Raw genomic sequence first — 17271 nt, 5'->3', positions numbered from 1 at the left:
CGGATGGACCTGGACTGGAGCGCACTGGGATTGTCGTTGAAGGTGGCCGGCTGGGCTACCGCGATCAATCTCGTTGCAGGCGTGGCACTTGGCGCGCTGCTGGCGCGACGGCGCTTTCCCGGTCGGGAACTGCTGGATTCGATACTGACCCTGCCGATGGTGCTGCCACCGACAGTGCTGGGCTACTACCTGCTGGTGCTGATCGGGCGCAATGGCCCGATCGGTGCGTGGCTGCAATCGTGGTTCGGCATCAACCTGGTGTTTACCTGGCAGGCGGCGGTGATCGCTGCCGCGGTCGCGTCACTGCCGTTGGTGTTCAAGCCGGCACGCGCCGCATTTGAAGAAGTAGATGGTCAGCTGGAGCAGGCCGCACGCACGCTGGGTGTGTCCGAAGCGGCGGTGTTCTTCCGCATCACCCTGCCGCTGGCATGGCGCGGAATTCTGGCTGGTCTGCTGCTGGCGTTCGCACGGGCGATGGGTGAGTTCGGCGCCACGCTGATGGTGGCCGGCAGCATTCCCGGCCGCACGCAGACGCTGTCGATCGCCATCTATGAAGCGGTGCAGGCGGGGCAGGATGGCAAGGCCAATGCGCTGGTGATACTGACGTCGGTGGTATGCATCGTGATCCTGCTGCTGGCCGCACGACTGGTGGGTGGGCGCCGCCGGGAGCTGCGCGATGTGGCTTGACCTGCAGGTACAGCGACGATTGCAGGCGTCCGGCCAGACCTTCGAATTGGACGTGGCACTGCAGTGCACGCAGCGGCAGGTGGTGCTGTTCGGGCCCTCGGGTGCCGGCAAGAGCCTGACGCTGAAAGCGGTGGCCGGCCTGTTGCGCCCGGAGCATGGACATGTGCGCCTGCACGGGCAGACGCTGTTCGATGCAGATGCTGGGATCGATCTGCTACCGCAGCGTCGTCGACTGGGTTACGTATTCCAGGATTACGCGCTGTTCCCGCACCTGAGCGTGCGCCAGAACGTGGCGTTCGGGCTGCAGCGCGGCTGGTTGAACCCGCAGCGCGGGACCCGCATCGAGGCAGTTGAGCAGTGGTTGCAGGCGTTCCGTATCGAGCATGTGGCGGATCTGCTGCCGTCACAGGTATCCGGTGGCCAGCGCCAGCGTACGGCGTTGGCGCGTGCGCTGGTGACGCGGCCGCAGGCCTTGCTGCTGGACGAGCCGTTCGCAGCGCTCGATCACGACCTGCGCCAACACCTGCGTCAGGAGCTGGAAACCGTGCTGGATGAAACCGGTATTCCGCTGCTGCTGATCAGCCACGATCCGCAGGATGTGGCGGTGTTCGGCCAGCAGGTGGCACGCGTGGTGGATGGGCGAATCGTCGGCGATTGACGCGTGGCGGATGGCCGCATCGTCGATGATTGACGCGTGGCGGTAGTGCCGGCCGCTGGCCGGCAGCTTGGTAGTGCGGAGAGCAGCCGGCCAGCGGCCGGCTCTACCCGGTAGGGAGGCTCCCCTCAATACAGCTCGCAGTGGGCGCGGCCCTCGCCGCGCAGGGCGTCCCAATGGCCCTCACCGCCGATCGCGTCGATGGCGTCGCGCACAGCGCCTTCCAGGTGGCTCTTGTTGCCACACAGGTAGATGTGGCCGCCACGGGCCAGCACATCCTGCATCTGCGCACCCTGCTGCTGCAGCACATGTTGCACATAGACCTTCTGCGCCGCATCGCGCGAGAACGCGGTGTGCAGACCAGCCAGTACGCCACGCGCCTGCCAGTCCTGCAGCTGCTCGCGGTACAGGAAGTCGTGCTCGCGGTGCTTCTCGCCGAACACCAGATGGACCTCCCGTGCATCGCCGGTGGCCTGCAGTTCCTGCATCAGGCCCATCAGCGGCGCGATGCCGGTACCGGTGCCGACGAGCAGCAGGGGTGCATTGCCGCTGTCGGGCAGGTGGAAGCCCGGATTGGAGCGGCAGTACACGCGGGCGGTTTCGCCGCCGTGCAGCAGGCCGCCGGTGGCAGTGCCGAAGCGTTCGCGGCCACGCAGGGTGTAGCGCACTTCGCGCACGCACAGGCTCAGCTGATCATCGTGCGGATGCGAGGCGATGGAATACGCACGGGGCAGGCGTGGCGACAGGATGTCGCGCAGGCGGGCCAGCGGCACGCTGTCCGGGGTGGCGTGGTCCTGCAGCACGTCCAGCAGGTCCAGGCCATGCAGGTAGGCCTCCAGTTCGCGCTTCTGGCTGATCTTCAGCAGGCCCTTCAGTACTTCGCTGCCGCCCAGCTTTGCCAGCTCGCGCAGCACGCCCTTGCTGAGCAGGCGCAGCTCGCGGTCGCGCAGGGCATCGACGGCGCTGGAATCACCCAGCCAGGTGGCCAGTGCCTGCAGCAATGCCGGATCGTTTTCCGGAACCAGATGCAGGGTGTCGCCGGCCCGGTAGACCATGCCGCTGCCGGCGATGTCCAGCTGCAGGTGCCAGGCCGCAGGGTCACAATGGCTCAGGCGTCGCCGTTCGACGATGCGAGCGTTGAAGGCATTGTCTTCGCCATAGGCCGTCACCTGCAGGCGGAGATCCTGGCCCGCAGCCGCATCACCCTGCAGTACCTGGCCCAGCACCGGCCGCCACTGCTGGAAGAACTGCTCGTAGCCGAGGTCGGCATCGACACGGTGCAGCAGCGGTTGGGCCTGACGCTCGCTCAGCGCTGCATCCAGCGCCTTGGTGAAACCGCAGAAGCTGGGGTAGCCGGTATCACCCAGGCCGAACACCGCATAGCGCAGACCGGGCAGGGCGGGCGCTTGGCGCAGCGACTCGAAGAAGCTCTCGCCATTGGCCGGCGGCTCGCCGTCGCCGAACGAACTGGAAATGGCCAGCAGCACATCGCCGTGGCCGAGACTGGCCACATCGATGTCGTTGAACGGAAGGACCTGCGGCCCATGCGGCTGCAGGTCCGGGTCTGCGCCCAGGCGCTGGGCCAGGGCGCGGGCGTTGCCCGACTCGGAGGCAAAACCCACCAGCAGCCGGCTGATGGGCATGCGTGAGGGGATGGCGTTCACGCAGCCTCGTAGAAGTCGTCGAACTTTTCCTTGCTGAACTCAACCAGGTCGTAGTTCTGCATCAGGTCGTTCACCACGCGGCGGATGCTGATGTACGAGGTGATGTTGCCATCGGCATCGAACAGCGGCTGCACGGTGGTGTCGACCACGTAGAGCACGCCGCCCTTGCCCAGGTTGGGCACGATGCCGGTCCAGGTCTTGCCGGCCTTGATGGTGTCCCACATGTCCTTGTAGACGGCCTTGGGCACGTCCGGATGGCGGACGATGCTGTGCGGCTGGCCGATCAGTTCCTCGCGCGCGAACCCGGTGAGCGTGCAGAACAGGTCGTTGGCATAGGTGATGTTGCCCTGCAGGTCGGTGGTGGAGATCACCATCACGTTCTGCATGGCATTGAGCAGCTGGGCGTTGTCGGGGGTGTAGCTCATCGCAGGTCCTTTGGATGCCGGTGACGCCGGCGTATTGGGTTCCTGCATAGAGATACGCGCCCGCGGCGGTGGGCGGATTGATATAGGTCAAGCGTGTGCCGCGAGGGTCCTGCGACAGGCTGTCGCAGGCCAGGTGTTGATGGTCTGTAAAGCCGAACAAGAGCTCGGCTTTACAGGAAATCCTGCTCACCCCATCAGATACCGCAGCACACCCGCCGATACCACGCCGATCAGCACCGTCGGCAGCATCGACAGCCGCGTGGCCGCAATCAGGGTGATTGCCAGCGCGGCCAGATCGGCTGGCTGGTCGGACACGAAGTCCGGGGCGATCACCGAGATCAGCACGCAGCCCGGGGCGGCTTCCATCACCGTCACCGCGCGCTTGCTCAGGGTACGGTTGCGCAGCGCGAGAAAACCGATGATGCGGGTGAGATAGGTGGCGGCGGCCATCAGGATGATGGTCAGCACCGAGGTCCAGTGGATCAGGCCGTTGAAGATCATGCGTCCTTCTCCGCCAGCAGCCAGGCCGCGGCGAGACCGGCCAGCGCGCCGCTGGCTACGTACCAGGCGCCGGGCACCAGCAGGTACGTGCCCGCTGCCACCACCAGGCTGACCAGCCATGGCCGGGCGGCGCGCATGCCTTGCCACATGCCACGCAGCAGCACCAGGAACACGGCGGGGAAGGCCATGTCGAAGCCGTAGGCATGGATGTCGCCGAGCAGCGGGCCGACGATCGCGCCCAGCGCGGTGCACAGCACCCACACGGTGTACAGGCCGGCCGATACGCCGAGGTAGTAGGCCAGGCTGAAGCCCAGTGCGCGGCGGCGCGCATCGGCCACGCCCAGTGCCCAGCTTTCGTCGCACATGAAGAACAGCGCCGGCAGCACGCGACGGCGCGGCAGGTGCTGCAGCATCGGGGCCAGGCTGGCGCCCATCAACAGGTGGCGGCTGTTGACCAGTGCGGTGATCGCCACGATCAGCGCGATGTGCGGCGGCGAGGTCCACAGTTCGACCGCGGCGAATTCAGACCCGCCAGCAAAGTTGAGGCCGGTCATCAGCGGCACTTCCAGCGCCGACAGACCCTTCTGGGCGGCCTGGGCACCGAGCACCAGGGCAAAGGGAATGAAGCCGATCATCACCGGTACGGCGGCGCGCAGACCGCGCAGGAATTCGGCGCGAGGTGCGGTGTCGCAGGCGGGATCAGGCAGGGGCAGGGTGGTTCGGGCGTCCATGGATCAACAACGAGTGGGGGTGACCCATGCTAACGGCCTGTTCACGAAATCGGGTTGCGTTGATGCCATTGGTTCGGCCGAAGGTGCAATATCATGCGGTGATCCGGTCAAGGAGTGAAATTCCATGCAGTACCAGCTCGACAACCTGGATCGTCGCATCCTGGACGCCCTGCAGCGCGATGGTCGCCTGCAGAACCTGGAGCTGTCCCGCCAGGTGGGGCTCTCGCCGTCGGCCTGCCTGCGCCGGGTTCGCCTGCTGGAAGAAGGCGGTTACATCGATCGCTACGTGGCGCTGCTGAATGCGGCCAGGATCGGCCGGGGGTTCACCGTGTTCGTGCGTGTCTGGCTGCGCGGCCAGGACGAGGACACCACCAATCACTTCATCAACAGCATCAAGTCCTTCCCGGAAGTGCTTGAATGCCATCTGATGGCTGGCGACTGTGACTTCCTGCTGCGGGTGGCGGTGGCCGATCTCGACGCGTACCGGCAGTTCCAGATCCAGCACCTGAACCGCATCGCCGGGGTGCAGAACACCAAGACCGAAATCCCCATGCAGCGGATCAAGCAGACCACTGAACTGCCGGTCTGAACCGACCCTGCGCGTCCCCTGCGCCCCGCCGTCATCGCAATGACACGTGACGCCGCTACGGTTTGACCCGCTTGCCGGCCGTGTGCAGGTCGACCCACCTGGTCGCACCGCGTTCCGCCGCTGCAGCCGATGTCGCTGCCGAGGGTCATGTGTTCTACGTCAGGGGGCTGAATGGACAGCATGCAATCAGACGTTGGAGGGTGGCCGCCGCCGGGTTGCTGTTCGCCTTCGCTGCTGCCGCACAGGACGACATCCGTTCCTATGACATTCCCGCGCAACCGCTGGAACAGGCGGTCGAGCGCTTCAGTGTCGTCAGCGGGTGGTCGGTGATGTATCCCGGCGATCTCGGCACCGGCCGCAGCAGCCATCCGGTGCAGGCCAGCCTGCCGCCACTGCAGGCGTTGCAGGTGGTGCTGCAGGACACGGGTGTCGAGGCCGAGCTGATCGGTGCACAACGCGTGGTGCTGCGCCGCGGTGCACACGCGGCCACCGGATCCTCCCTGACCGATGTGGCCGCCGACCCGGGGCAGCGTCGCCGCTTCGGCGACCTGCAGCAACGGCTGCGCACCGCTTTCTGTGGCGACCCTGACCTGGCGCCGGGTGCCTATGCGGCGACGCTGCGCTTCCGCATTGCCAACGATGGACAGGTGCTGGACCCCGAACTGCTTGGCGGCAGCGGCAGCGCACGCCGCGATGCGCGCCTTCTGCAGGCGATGCAGGCCCTGCGGTTGGGCGCCGATGCTGCCGCGCTGCCGCAGCCGGTGACCCTGCAGATCCGTCCTTCCAGCGCGGGCCACGACTGTGGCCGGCGCCCGCCCCAACCATGACGTCAAGGAATCGAACATGAGCAACAGCACGGCTGGGGCGGTGGACCTGATGGACCATCTGCTGGGCGCCTACGACGAACTGAAGCGCCGACTGGTGCGCAAGCTGGGCTCGGAAGAGCTGGCCGGCGACGCGCTGCAGGACACCTGGATGCGCCTGAGTACGCGTCGACACCGCTTGGACCCGGTACAGAACCCTGCGGCGTATCTGCTGCGCATGGCGATGAACACCGTGATCGACCGCCAGCGCGCCGACCATCGCCTGCTGAGCCTGGAAGAAGTGGATACGCTGATGGACATGGCCGATCCCGGCCCGGGGCCGGCACAGGCGGCCGAGCAGGAGATGGCGCTGGAAGACATGGTCGGCCTGCTGCAGCGGATGCCCGAGCGGCGTCGCCGGATACTGCTGGCGATCCGCGTGGACGGCCTGCAGCAGCGCGATGTGGCCGAGCATCTGGGGGTGTCGCTGCGGCTGGTGCAGCGTGAGCTGAAAGCCGCACAGGATTACTTGGCCGAACGCAGCGGGCAGGGGCGGTAGGTGCGGTTCTGAGGCACGGCATCCGTCTACACTTTGACGCCGAGCAGAACCCCGCAGCGTGCGGGGACGGCAAGAGCCCTCATGGACGCTGACGATCAACCACACCGCCCGCTCGACGCCGTGGAGCGCCAGGCCCACGCGTGGGTGGTGCGGTTGACCTCGGGCGAGGCCACGGCGGCCGATGGCCGGAAATTCCGCCAATGGTGTGAGGCCGATCCTGGCCATCGGCACGCCTTTGCCCGCGCGAAGCGGCAATGGGAACAGGTACGCCTGGCCGGTGAGCAGGTGCCTGCCGCCGCACGCCAGCCGCCAGCGGCAACCCCGGCGCAACGCTGGAGCCGGCGCGCGTTCCTTGGTGCAGCCGTGGCGGCACCGGCAAGCCTGGCCGTGGTGGCCGCGCTGCACCCGCCGCTGGGCCTGTGGCCTTCGGTGACGGCGATGACGGCCGATTTCCATACCGGTACCGGCGAGCGGCTGCTGGTTGCGCCGACGCCGCATCTGAAGATCGAACTGGATACGCAGAGCAGCCTGCGCCGGCGCACAGACGCGCTGGGTGAGGGCTTCGAGCTGGTGCAGGGACAGGCGGCGATCGACGCCGCAGCGGGGACACGTCTGGCATTGTTCGCCGGTCCGGGCTGCCTGGTGGCCGACGAAGGTGCAGCACGCCTGGATGTGCGCAACACCGATGGCCAGGTGCGCGTGACCTGCCTGCGCGGCAGCGTTCGCATCGAGCATCCGCAAGGTCGCCTGCAGCTGCAGGCCGGACAGCAGACGGTGTATGACGAGCGCCTCAGCGGCGTGGTGGCCGAAGCCGTAGCGGCCGAAGTCAGCGCCTGGACTGAAGGCATGCTGGTGTTCCGCCGCGCGCCGCTGCGTGAGGTGGTGGCCGAGATCAACCGCTACCGGCGCGGCAAGGTGCTGCTGGGCGAATCGGCACTGGCGCGCGCCCCGGTCAGCGGCCGCTTCCGCATCGATGATCCGGATGCCGCACTGGAGCAGCTCGGGCAGACCATGTCGCTCGGCCTGCGTCGCTTTCCCGGTGGAATTGCCGTCTTGGGGTAAGACCCTGGCTGCGCGCAACGCGCGCGGTCGCTGCATGCATGGAGAGGCCAAGGATGCGCAACGAGACCATCGGTGTGTTGGATCTGCGCCGCAATCTGTCGGCGCTGCTGGAAACCACCCAGCGGCGGCCGCTGATGGTGCACCGCTACGGCGCGCCGTGGGTCTGCGTGGTATCTGACCCGCAGTGGCGACAGCAGGCGGTGTTGCTGGAATTCGAGCCGCAGGACCATCCGTTGGCGATGCTGTTGCGGCTGCAGCGGCAGGCGCTGCCGCTTTCCGAATCGGGAGCGCTGCCAGCAGCGGCATTGGCGCGCGCGCTGCTGCTGATGGCGATGCATGGCATCGAGGGACTTTCGGCGCTTCACGATCACGTGCGCTACCACCGCTTGTGGCACTGGTTTGTGGCCGCCAGCGATGCGCAGATGGAGGGATGGCAGCTGCCGCTGCTGCAGGCGTCGATGGCGGCACTGTTGGATGACCCTGATGCGATGCACGCACTGGCTGCATTCGCACAGCGCAGCGACGTTGCCGTGCTGGCCCGGCGCTGTGGTGGCGATGCTCCGCGCCTGGACCTGGAAGCCTGCAGGCGGATGACGCTGCGGTGACATTCCCGCGATGCTGCCACGCACTGCTCAACATCGCGTTCGTGCTGTCGCTTCGGTTGCCTTGCTGACGTCTTCTGCAGAGTACGACGCTCCCGCGTCGCGGAGCGCAGGCGACGCCGATGAACGACAGTCGCAGGATCAGCATGCTGGAGCTGGATCGCCACCTGAGCCAATCGCTGGAGCAGGCGCGGCATGCGCCATTGAATGTGCAGCGCTACGGACAGCCATGGGTGTGGATGCTGTCCAGCGATGCCTGGGCCGATGCGGCGCGATGGTCGGCGCTGGATGCCAGTGGGCATCCGCTGATGCTGCTGCGGCAGGTGCTGGACGCGCGCCTGCAGCCATGGCCTGAATCGGCCATGGCCACGCTTGCACAGGAGTGCGGGGAGATGCGCATGCTGCAGCGTGCGGTGCTGCTGGTCGCGCTGCGTGCCCCCGGCAGTGCGCAACGCCTGCACGACGATCTTCGCTATCACCAGGTGTACCGGCAGTTCATCGGCTTCGACCATGGCATGGCCTGGTCGCCCCTGCAGTGCATGCGCCTGCTGCAGGCGTGCGCCACGCCACTGCTGCAGCACTGCGTGGACGACACGCTTGCGCGTGTTCCGTCGTCGCTGCTGGACGCTGCCTGCGTGGCCAATGCACGCCGCGTGGGTGATCGGCTGCAGGAACAGCGGATTTCTGCAGGATGTTTATCGTACTGACACATGCGCCGCTGACCATGGGGCAGCGGTCTCTTCCAGGATGATGAGGGCGGAACAATGGCAACGCAGATGGGTGGTCGCAGGGCTCGGCAGCAGGGCTTCAGCCTGATCGAGATCATGGTGGTGGTGGTCATCATCGGCATTCTGGCTGCACTGATCGTGCCCCGGTTGATGGATCGCCCTGATCAGGCCCGCGTGGTGGCTGCACGCCAGGACATCGCCGCGCTGATGCAGGCGATGAAGCTGTATCGGCTGGACAATGGTCGCTACCCCAGCGCCGAGCAGGGGCTGCAGGCGCTGGTGAAGCCACCGCAGGGCAGTGCTGCGATGCCGGTCACGCCGTATCTCGACCGCCTGCCGGATGACCCGTGGGGGCACCCGTACCAGTACCAGAACCCCGGTGCGCATGGTGATATCGATGTGTTCTCACTGGGGGCCGACAGCAAGCCCGGCGGTGAGGCCGGCAACGCGGATATCGGCTCCTGGCAGTTGTGAGGCCAGACAATGGCACGCCGGAAAATTCCAGATTCATTTGCCCGCCAGCAGGGCATGGCGGTGATCGTGGCGATGCTGGTGGTGGCACTGGTGGCGATGATCGCCACCGCGCTGCTGACCCGTCAGTCGGCACAGCTGCGTGCGGTACGCAGCGATCAGCTGCGCATGCAGGTGCGTATGACCGTGGATGCGACGCTGGAGCGCGCGGCGCAGCAGTTGCGTGACGACGCGCGTGAGCAGTTGACCACCGTTGGCAGTGGACGCTGGGCACGGCCGCTGCAACTGCAGGTGCCATTACCTGTGCACCTGCAGCTGGTGGACGCGCAGTCGATGTTCAACCTGCGTACGCTGCTGGCCGACGGCCAGCCTGCGGCAGAAGCGATGCGCGCGTTCACCACCCTGTGTGCCGGGCAGGGGCTGCCTCGCGGCGCATGTGCCAGCGCCGCAACGCAGATCCAGTCGCGCCTGCGCGATGGCGAGCGACAGGCGCGCGCACCGTTGCCGCGCGAGTCGCTGATCGAGCAGGTGCTGGCCGGCGCCGATCCGCTGGCGGTCCAGGCACTGGCACGGCGTACGGTGGTGCTGCCTGCGCAGACCCTGGTCAACGCCAATACAAGTGATATCGCCGTACTGCAGGCGATTGCACCCGGGGTGGACGCCCCACGCCTGCAGGCGCTGCTGGGCGAGCGCGATCGTGGCCACTGGCTGCTCAATCGCGGTGACATCGCCAACCGGCTGCAGCTGAGCAGCGAACAGATGGCGTTGATGCCGCTGGGTATCCACAGCGAGTGGTTCCTGGCGGTTGGCGAGGTGCAGGCAGACGGAGCCTCGGTGGATTTCCGCGCATTGATCTGGCGCGAGTACCGCGACGACAGCGTACGTGTGCAACGGGTATGGACAAGGATCGGTGCATGAGCACGCAGCTGAGAATGCGCCTGCCGGCGCTGGATCGATTGGATGGGGACAGCGCGGTTGAGTGGACGCAGCTGCACAAGGACCGTGTGCTGGCAACGGGCAACGACCGTCTGTCGACGCTGGGCCAGCGCTTTCCGCAGGCGGTGGTGCATGCGAGCCTGGACCCGCAGGACCTGATCCTGCTGGAGCTGCAGCTGCCGCCGCTGTCCGGGCGACGCCTGCAGGCGGCCCTGCAGGGCGAAGTGGAAGCGATGCTGCTGGATGATCTGCAGGAGGTCGCGCTGGGCCATGGCACGCAGGCGGCCGATGGCACGGTGGCGGTGGCGTGGCTTGGTCTGCAGGCAATTGCGCGGGTACAACAGCAATTGCAGGACTGTGGGCTGCAGTTGCAGGCGCTGCATCCAACGCCCTTGCTGCTGCCGTGGTCGGCCGGGCAGGCCACCTTGCAGGTGTGTGGCGAACACGTGCTTGTTCGCTGCGGCCGTGATCGTGGCTTCGTGCAATGGTGCAGTGGGCGTGATCTGGCCTCGGTGATGCAGGTGCTTGCCGCGCGGCTGCAGCAGGCTGGCGTGCAGGCCGTTCAATGGATCGATGCTGTACCCACTGCCTGGGCCGAGCGCCTGCCAGCCAGCGTACTGGCGCAGGCGGTGCAGTCCAGCGGTCCGCTGCCGGGCTGGTCGTTGCCGCTTCCGGCCACGGGAGCAGGTGCGCCGCGTCTGGCCATCGGCCTTGCGTTGGCAGCGGTAGTGCTGGCTGCGATGGGTCTGCAACTTCAGGTATCGCGCTGGCATGGCGAGGGTGAAGACCTGCGGCAGGACATGGCGCGGCAGTTCAACACGCACTTCCCGGAGATCCACGATGTGGTCGACCCGGTGTTGCAGGCGCGGCGGGCACTGGCAGTACCGGCAGCGCCACGCGCACTTCCTGCCGTGCAGCAGCAGGTTGCCAGCGTGCTGCGGGCGATCCCTGAGTTGGCTGGCCAGGTTCGCAGCCTGCGCTATCAGCCGGGCCAGCTGGACATGGAATTGGACGCCGACGCGCAGGCGTTGGCCGAGGACGCGCAACGGCTGGAGCGCTGGCAACAGGCGACGCAGGCACAGGGGCTGCAGCTTGCGCGCGAAGCCGGTGGCCGGTTGCGGATCAGCAGCGGGGCCGCGCCATGACCGCAGCCGGGTTGCGCCCAGCGGCCTCTCTGCGTGGATTGCAGCAGCGTTGGCAGCGGCTGGCGGCGCGCGAGCGCGCGATGCTGCTGATGATGTCTGCAGCGATAGTGGCGGCTGCACTGTGGCTGGGCTGGCTGCAGCCGCTGCTGAAACAGCGCAGCCATTGGCAGGCTGAACTGCCACGGCTGCAGGCGCAGTCGGCGGCACTTGCACCGCTGCTGCGCGCCCGTGAACAACAGCAGCAGGTGCGCAGCCAGCGGCCTACGCTTGCCGGGCTGCGCCAACAGATCGCCGCTGCCGGCCTGGCTGGCAGTCTGCATATCGAAACGCGTGACGGGCGCTGGCACCTGCAGGTGCAGGCTGTGCCCGCCGATGCGCTCTGGAACTGGCTGCTGCCCTTGCTGGCCGATCCGGCCATCGAACTGCAGCAACTGCAACTGCAACGCACAGGGGACGCGAACATGCCGGCGGCACGGATTTCCGGAAACATCGTGATGGCCGCCAATGGCGGTGGCCATCCATGAAGTCGATGCGCAGCCTGGGCTGCAGCGCGGTACTGGCACTGGTGGTGGGCCTGGCCCATCTTCCGGCGGTGCAGGCGCAGGACGCCAGTGGCGAACCCGTGCAGTTGAACCTGGTGGACACCGACATCGGTGGGGTGCTGCGCATGGCGGCACGCTTCACCGGCCGCCAGTTCCTGGTCGACCCACGGGTGACCGGCAAGATGACCGTTGTCTCCGATGGGCCGGTCAGCCGTGTGCAGGCTTACCAGCTGCTGCTGGGTGCATTGCGCATGCGCGGCTTTGCCGTGGTTGAAGGCGGGGGCGTCAGCCGGGTGGTGCCACAGGCCGATGCCAAGCTGCTGGGCGGTCGTGTTGGTGCTGGCGGCGCGGGAGGCGAGATAACCACGCGCACGTTTGCCCTGCGCTACGAGAGTGCGGCGGCGCTGGTGGCAGTGCTGCGGCCGATGATCACCGCGGACAATCCGATTACGGCGAATCCAGGCAACAACACGCTGGTCATCACCGACTACGCCGACAACCTTGAGCGCATCGCGCGGGTAATCGCCAGCGTGGATACGCCGGCCGGCATGGACACCGACGTGGTCAAGCTGCAGCAGGGCATTGCCGTGGACGTGGCGGCGATGGTCGCCCCGTTGCTGGATGCGCAGGGCGCGGAGCCGGCGCAGAAGGTGGTGGTGATGGCCGACCCGCGCAGCAACAGCGTGCTGCTGCGCTCCAGCAGCCCGGGCCGGACACGCCTGGCGCGTCAGCTGGTGGAGAAGCTGGACAAGGCCCAGGATGAGTCCGGCAACCTGCATGTGGTGTACCTGCGCAATGCCCAGGCCACCCAGCTGGCCGGGGTGCTGCGTGGCGTGGTGGCAGGGCAGAGCGATGCGCCGGCGATGGGCAGCAGCGACGGCATCACCGCATTGCCGGGCGAGACCAGCCGCAGCGCCAGCACGCCGGCGCAACCTGCGCAGGGCAAGAGCAAGGGCAATGCGCTGGAATCGCCGCGGCTTGACCCGGGTCGTCGCGAGCCGATCGATGCCGGCAGCAGCGGTTTCAGCCAGAACGGCATCTCGGTGCAGGCAGACATCGCCACCAACACCTTGCTGATCTCTGCCCCGGAGCCGGTGTACCGCAACCTGCGGCGGGTGATCGACCAGCTCGACCAGCGCCGCGCACAGGTGCTGGTGGAGAGTCTGATCGTGGAGGTCAACCAGACCGATGCCGCTGAACTGGGCGTGCAATGGATGCTGGGCAACGGCCGCACGTTCGGTGGCACCCATTTCGGCGGTACCACCGGGGGCAGTGGCATCAGCACCACTGCGCGCACCACGCTGGATGTACTGCCGAAGGACGGCCTGAACATCGGCGTGATCGACGGCACGATCAACCTGCCGGGCGTCGGCCAGATCCTCAACATGAAGGCGCTGGCCAACGCCCTGCAGAGCAAAGGCGGCGCCAACATCCTCTCCACGCCGAACCTGATGACCCTGGACAACGAAGCGGCCAGCATCATGGTCGGGCAGACCGTGCCCTTCGTCAGTGGCCGCTATGTGACCGACGGTGGCGGTGGCAGCAACAACCCGTTCCAGACCATCGAACGCGAGGACGTGGGCCTGAAGCTGCGGGTGCGCCCGCAGATTTCCGAGGGCGGCACGGTGAAGCTGGACATCTACCAGGAAGTCAGCAGCATCGATGCGCAGAGCTCGGGCAGCGCGGGCATCATCACCAACAAGCGGGCGCTGGATACCAGCGTGCTGCTCGATGACGGCCAGATCATGGTGCTGGGCGGCCTGCTGGAAGACAGCGTCAGCCATGGCCGCGATGCCGTGCCGGGGCTGGGGAAGATTCCGGTGCTGGGCGCGCTGTTCCGCAGCGACACGCGCAAGCGGGCCAAGACCAACCTGATGGTGTTCCTGCGCCCGCACGTGGTGCGTGACCCGGCCGCTGGACAGCGCCTGACCCGCGACCGCTATGACTACATGCGCAATGCACAGGCCGCTGCACAACCGGTACAGAGCTGGGCATTGCCCGCACTGTCGGCACCGCAGCTGCCGCCGCAGGACCTGTCGGTGCTTGGCCAGGGCAATGCGCGTGATGGCCAGGGCCAGCCGTTGCAGAATGGCAGCCTTGCGGCGTTGTATCCGGCCGGCGAGGGCAATGTGCAGGTGGTGCAGTACGCGCAGGGGCTGGATGCGGCACGTGCGACCCAGGCCGTGGCACAGGTACGCGCGCTTGGCCTGCAGGCTTATGCCGAGACCGCGCCGGGCGAAACGGGACAGCGTCTGCGGGTGCGGGTGGCGCGCGACCCGGCCACGCTCGACCCGGCACTGCAGCAGCTGCGCGGGCTGGGCTACACCCCGGAACTGGTCATCGGGCCATGAGCATGCCCGTGCCGTTGCCATTGCTGCCGTACGCCTGGGTGCGCAGCCACGGGGTGATGCTGGCCGAAGCAGGTGGCGCGCCGGTCCTGCTGGGCACCGCCGAGACCGCCGCCTGGGCGGTGGCCGAGCTGCGACGCCGGCATGGGCCAGTACCGTTCCAGGTGCTGGATGCAGCGGTCTGGCAGCAGCGGTTGGGCGAACAGTATCGTGACGGTGGCGATGCCGCTGCGGTGGTCGGCGCGGCCGAAAGTGAAGTCGATCTCGACCGGCTGATGCAGGACATGCCCGAGGTGACCGATCTGCTGGATGCGCAGGATGACGCACCGGTAATCCGCATGATCAACGCGCTGCTGGCGCAGGCCGCGCGCGATGGCGCCAGCGACCTGCACATCGAACCTTTCGAAACGCATTCGGTGGTGCGCTACCGCGTCGATGGCACCCTGCGTGACATGGTACAGCCACGGCGTGCGCTGCATGCGGCGCTGGTATCGCGCATCAAGATCATGGCCCACCTGGATATCGCCGAGAAGCGCCTGCCGCAGGATGGGCGCATCGCCATCCGCGTGGGCGGCCGACCACTGGACATCCGCGTGTCCACGGTGCCGACCGGACATGGTGAGCGCGCGGTGTTGCGCCTGCTGGAGAAGGATGCCGGGCGTCTGCAGCTGCAGCGGCTGGGCATGGCCGACGACACCCTGGCCACCTTCACCGGGCTGATCCGCCAGCCGCACGGCATCGTGCTGGTGACCGGGCCGACCGGCAGTGGCAAGACCACATCGCTGTACGCCGCATTGGGCCAGCTCGACAGCAGCACCAGCAACATCCTCACCGTGGAGGATCCGGTGGAGTACGACTTCGCCGGCATCGGCCAGATCCAGGTCAACGCACGCATCGGCATGAGTTTCGGCACGGCATTGCGCGCGATCCTGCGCCAGGATCCGGACACCATCATGATCGGTGAGATCCGCGACCTGGAAACGGCGCAGATCGCGGTGCAGTCGTCGCTGACCGGTCACGGCGTGCTGGCGTCACTGCATACCAATGATGCGATCTCGGCGGTGACCCGACTGGCCGACATGGGCGTGGAACCGTTCCTGCTGGCCTCATCGTTGCGCGGCGTGCTGGCGCAGCGGCTGGTGCGCAGGCTGTGCCTGCAGTGCCGGCGTGCCGAACTCGATACAGAGGGCCGCACCGTGTGGCGGGCGGTAGGCTGCTCCGCCTGCGCGAACAGCGGCTACCGCGGGCGCACCGGCATCCATGAGCTGTTCGTAGTGGACGAGCGCGTACGGGCGTTGATCCATGAAGGGCAGGGCGAACCGGCGCTGCGTGAGGCCGCGCGCCGTGCCGGCATGCGCACCCTGCGCCAGGATGGGCAGCGCTGGGTCGACAGTGGGGTGACCACGCTGGAGGAAATCCTGCGCGTGACCGGCGACGACTGAGGCGCGCATGGCACTGTTCGACTACCAGGCCGCCAACGCACAGGGGCGCATCGAGAAAGGGCAGCTGGACGCCGACAGTGCGCGCGGCGTGCGCCAGCAACTGCGTGGGCGTGGGCTGACACCGGTACAGGTGTCAGCCGCACGCAGTGCTGGAAGTCGCTGGGGCGCGCGCAGGCTGTCGGCCAGCGAACTGGCCTGGGCTACACGGCAACTGGCCAGCCTGCTGGCCGCCAGCCTGCCGCTGGAAAGCGCATTGAGCGCGGTGATCGAACAGGCCGAACGCCCGCACGTTGCGCAGGCGCTCACCGCAGTGCGTGGCGATGTGCGCGCCGGTCAGCGGCTGACTGTGGCGCTGGCGGCGCGGCCACGCGACTTTCCGGCGATCTATCGTGCGTTGGTGGGTGCCGGCGAGGATTCCGGCGATCTGGCCCGGGTAATGGAGCGCTTGGCCGACTACATCGAAGAGCGCAACGCGCTGCAGGCGAAGGTGCTGACGGCATTCATCTACCCGGCAGCGATCAGCCTGGTGTCGGTGGCGATCGTGATCTTCCTGCTCAGCTACGTGGTGCCCCAGGTGGTGACTGCATTCGTGCAGGCGCGGCAGACGCTGCCGATGCTGACCCAGGTGATGCTGGCGGCCAGTGCTTTCGTACGCGCGTGGGGCGTATGGACGGGGATAGGCATCGGCGCACTCGTGGTGGGCTGGCGGCTGGCACTGCGGCGACCGGATCTGCGCCTGCGCTGGGACAGCCTGCTGTTGCGCGTACCGATGGTGGGGCGCTTCGTGCTGGGCGTGAACAGCGCTCGCTTTGCATCGACACTGGCGATCCTGCTGGATGCCGGTGTGCCCTTGCTGCGCGCACTGGATGCCGCACGACAGACACTGGGCAACGCGCTGCTGGCGCGCTGTGCGGATGATGTGGCCGCACGCGTGCGCGAAGGAACCGCGCTGGGCGCTGCGCTGAAGGTGCAGAAGGTGTATCCGCCGATTCTGGTGCATCTGGTGGCCAGTGGCGAGAAGACCGGTTCGTTGGCACCGTTGCTCGACCGCGCCGCACAGACCATCTCGCGCGAGATCGAACGCCGCGCGATGGCACTCACGGCATTGCTGGAGCCAACGATGATCCTGGTGATGGGCGGCGTGGTGCTGACCATCGTGCTGGCCGTGCTGATGCCGATCATGGAAATGAACCAGTTGGTGCAATGACGTGCATCCACGCATGGCGAGGATCCACCGACGTCCGGATTCTCCACACAATCCTCCACACCTTTTTCCGATCTTCCACAGGTTTCTTAAGCGGCCTGTCATCGGCGACGACCAGCATGTCCCTGTCGCCGCAGAGTGGGCTGGGAGGCCCTCGGCGGCAGCAGGCGTGTAGTG

19 protein-coding genes are annotated in these 17271 nt (G+C 67.2%); 15 read left to right on the top strand and 4 right to left on the bottom strand.

Annotation, left to right across the window (positions count from 1 at the left end; translation table 11 throughout):
• Positions 1-3 precede the first annotated feature (3 nt).
• Both modB and ACQ5SA_RS02495 read left to right on the top strand, forming a co-directional pair.
• Complete coding sequence (gene modB / locus ACQ5SA_RS02500; protein WP_089235839.1) at positions 4-687, top strand: molybdate ABC transporter permease subunit; 684 nt, start codon at positions 4-6, stop codon at positions 685-687.
• Entirely contained in the window at positions 677-1345 is a 669-nt protein-coding gene (locus tag ACQ5SA_RS02495; RefSeq protein WP_499312460.1) for a sulfate/molybdate ABC transporter ATP-binding protein, read from the top strand. The genes modB and ACQ5SA_RS02495 overlap by 11 nt, the downstream gene beginning before the upstream one ends.
• 125 nt (positions 1346-1470) lie before the next feature.
• On the opposite strand, the gene ACQ5SA_RS02490 is transcribed toward ACQ5SA_RS02495, so the two are convergent.
• The 4 genes from ACQ5SA_RS02490 to ACQ5SA_RS02475 all read right to left on the bottom strand — a co-directional run bounded on the left by ACQ5SA_RS02490 (position 1471) and on the right by ACQ5SA_RS02475 (position 4663).
• Positions 1471-2985, bottom strand: coding sequence for a diflavin oxidoreductase (locus ACQ5SA_RS02490; protein ID WP_499313291.1), 1515 nt, complete (start codon positions 2983-2985; stop codon positions 1471-1473).
• A gap of 17 nt (positions 2986-3002) precedes the next feature.
• A complete protein-coding gene (locus tag ACQ5SA_RS02485) occupies positions 3003-3431 on the bottom strand; it encodes a PAS domain-containing protein (RefSeq protein WP_005409905.1) in 429 nt (142 codons plus the stop codon).
• 186 nt (positions 3432-3617) lie between these two features.
• Positions 3618-3932, bottom strand: a complete 315-nt coding sequence (locus tag ACQ5SA_RS02480; protein WP_499312457.1) for an AzlD family protein — start codon at positions 3930-3932, stop codon at positions 3618-3620.
• Positions 3929-4663 (bottom strand): AzlC family ABC transporter permease, encoded by a 735-nt coding sequence (locus ACQ5SA_RS02475; RefSeq protein ID WP_230110039.1) that lies wholly within the window; start codon positions 4661-4663, stop codon positions 3929-3931. Before ACQ5SA_RS02475 ends, ACQ5SA_RS02480 begins: the two co-directional genes overlap by 4 nt.
• Positions 4664-4787: 124 nt before the next feature.
• Between ACQ5SA_RS02475 and ACQ5SA_RS02470 the strand changes: the two genes are divergently transcribed.
• The 13 genes from ACQ5SA_RS02470 (at position 4788) to gspF (ending at position 17097) form a co-directional block, all read left to right on the top strand.
• Positions 4788-5252: an Lrp/AsnC family transcriptional regulator gene (locus tag ACQ5SA_RS02470; RefSeq protein WP_025874361.1), complete on the top strand. Its 465-nt coding sequence runs from the start codon at positions 4788-4790 to the stop codon at positions 5250-5252.
• 149 nt (positions 5253-5401) lie between these two features.
• Positions 5402-6079, top strand: coding sequence for a TonB-dependent receptor (locus tag ACQ5SA_RS02465; protein WP_499313288.1), 678 nt, complete (start codon positions 5402-5404; stop codon positions 6077-6079).
• 16 nt (positions 6080-6095) lie between these two features.
• Positions 6096-6614 carry an RNA polymerase sigma factor gene (locus ACQ5SA_RS02460; RefSeq protein ID WP_499312455.1) on the top strand — a complete coding sequence of 173 codons (519 nt, stop codon included), beginning with the start codon at positions 6096-6098 and terminating at the stop codon, positions 6612-6614.
• Positions 6615-6695: 81 nt separating this feature from the next.
• Positions 6696-7676 (top strand): FecR family protein, encoded by a 981-nt coding sequence (locus ACQ5SA_RS02455; protein ID WP_499312454.1) that lies wholly within the window; start codon positions 6696-6698, stop codon positions 7674-7676.
• A 53-nt stretch (positions 7677-7729) separates the two neighbouring features.
• Complete coding sequence (locus ACQ5SA_RS02450; protein ID WP_499312453.1) at positions 7730-8281, top strand: hypothetical protein; 552 nt, start codon at positions 7730-7732, stop codon at positions 8279-8281.
• A gap of 119 nt (positions 8282-8400) precedes the next feature.
• Entirely contained in the window at positions 8401-8985 is a 585-nt protein-coding gene (locus ACQ5SA_RS02445; protein ID WP_499312451.1) for a hypothetical protein, read from the top strand.
• A gap of 57 nt (positions 8986-9042) precedes the next feature.
• A complete protein-coding gene (gspG, locus tag ACQ5SA_RS02440) occupies positions 9043-9480 on the top strand; it encodes a type II secretion system major pseudopilin GspG (protein ID WP_499312450.1) in 438 nt (145 codons plus the stop codon).
• Positions 9481-9489: 9 nt separating this feature from the next.
• Positions 9490-10395, top strand: a complete 906-nt coding sequence (gspK, locus tag ACQ5SA_RS02435) for a type II secretion system minor pseudopilin GspK (protein WP_499312448.1) — start codon at positions 9490-9492, stop codon at positions 10393-10395.
• Positions 10392-11558 carry a type II secretion system protein GspL gene (gene gspL, locus ACQ5SA_RS02430; RefSeq protein ID WP_499312447.1) on the top strand — a complete coding sequence of 389 codons (1167 nt, stop codon included), beginning with the start codon at positions 10392-10394 and terminating at the stop codon, positions 11556-11558. Before gspK ends, gspL begins: the two co-directional genes overlap by 4 nt.
• Positions 11555-12082 (top strand): type II secretion system protein M, encoded by a 528-nt coding sequence (locus ACQ5SA_RS02425; RefSeq protein ID WP_230110049.1) that lies wholly within the window; start codon positions 11555-11557, stop codon positions 12080-12082. The genes gspL and ACQ5SA_RS02425 overlap by 4 nt, the downstream gene beginning before the upstream one ends.
• Entirely contained in the window at positions 12079-14451 is a 2373-nt protein-coding gene (gene gspD, locus ACQ5SA_RS02420) for a type II secretion system secretin GspD (protein ID WP_499312445.1), read from the top strand. Before ACQ5SA_RS02425 ends, gspD begins: the two co-directional genes overlap by 4 nt.
• Positions 14452-14453: 2 nt before the next feature.
• A complete protein-coding gene (gene gspE / locus ACQ5SA_RS02415) occupies positions 14454-15890 on the top strand; it encodes a type II secretion system ATPase GspE (protein WP_499313285.1) in 1437 nt (478 codons plus the stop codon).
• A gap of 7 nt (positions 15891-15897) precedes the next feature.
• Entirely contained in the window at positions 15898-17097 is a 1200-nt protein-coding gene (gene gspF, locus ACQ5SA_RS02410) for a type II secretion system inner membrane protein GspF (protein ID WP_499312443.1), read from the top strand.
• Positions 17098-17271 lie beyond the last annotated feature (174 nt).

Origin of the sequence: Stenotrophomonas indicatrix, from assembly GCF_050573115.1 — a bacterium.
GTDB lineage: Bacteria > Pseudomonadota > Gammaproteobacteria > Xanthomonadales > Xanthomonadaceae > Stenotrophomonas > Stenotrophomonas lactitubi_A.
The sequence above is the reverse complement of the archived record's forward strand: the minus strand, read 5'-3'. Positions and strand labels throughout refer to the sequence as shown.